At 75.9% G+C, this 648-nt stretch carries 1 pseudogene; it reads left to right on the plus strand.

Annotated features, from left to right (window positions below):
• Positions 1-514, plus strand: a pseudogene (locus ACFV6I_RS29785) (hypothetical protein); the annotation flags it as partial.
• Positions 515-648: the final 134 nt, after the last annotated feature.

Below are 648 nucleotides of genomic sequence, written 5' to 3' on the forward strand. Positions count from 1 at the left end.
GCCGGGCACCGTCTACCTGCAGAACAGCGGCGCCAAGGTGCCCGAGGGCAAGTGGGTCAAGCTGGACGTGCGCCAGCTGCCGGACGGCAACCTGGTCAGCAGCGGCGCCACCGACCCGGCCTCGGCGGCGGGCGCCCTGCGCGGGGCGCAGAAGGCGGACGCGGTCGGCACCGAGACCGTCGACGGGGTGGCGCTGCACCACTACCGCGGCACCCTGGACCTGGCCAAGGCGGCCGACGCGACCGGCGGCCGCGGCGGGGACGGCCTGCGGATGGGGGCCCAGACCTTCACCGTGAAGGAGGTCCCGTACGACGCCTGGCTGGACGACCAGGGCCGGCTGCACAAGGTGGTCGAGGTGTTCACCTTCGCCGGGGTGGCCGGTTCGAAGGAGGCCAAGGACCAGGTGAAGGTGACGTCGACCACCTCGGTGACGGACTTCGGCAAGCCGGTGGAGGCGGCCGAGCCGCCGGCCTCGGACATCTACGCGATGAAGCCCTCGGAGAGCCCGAAGTAGGCCGCCGGGGCAGGGCTCCGGCGCCGGGGCGAACCGGGGCGGGCCCGCGCCGGGGGGGGCGCCCCCGGGGGTGGTGGGCGCGGTGGTGCAGCCCGCGGGGCGCGGCCGGAGGGAACGCCAGTGGAGCGCAGCGC

Source organism: Kitasatospora sp. NPDC059803, assembly GCF_042732255.1.
Classification (GTDB): Bacteria; Actinomycetota; Actinomycetes; order Streptomycetales; family Streptomycetaceae; genus Kitasatospora.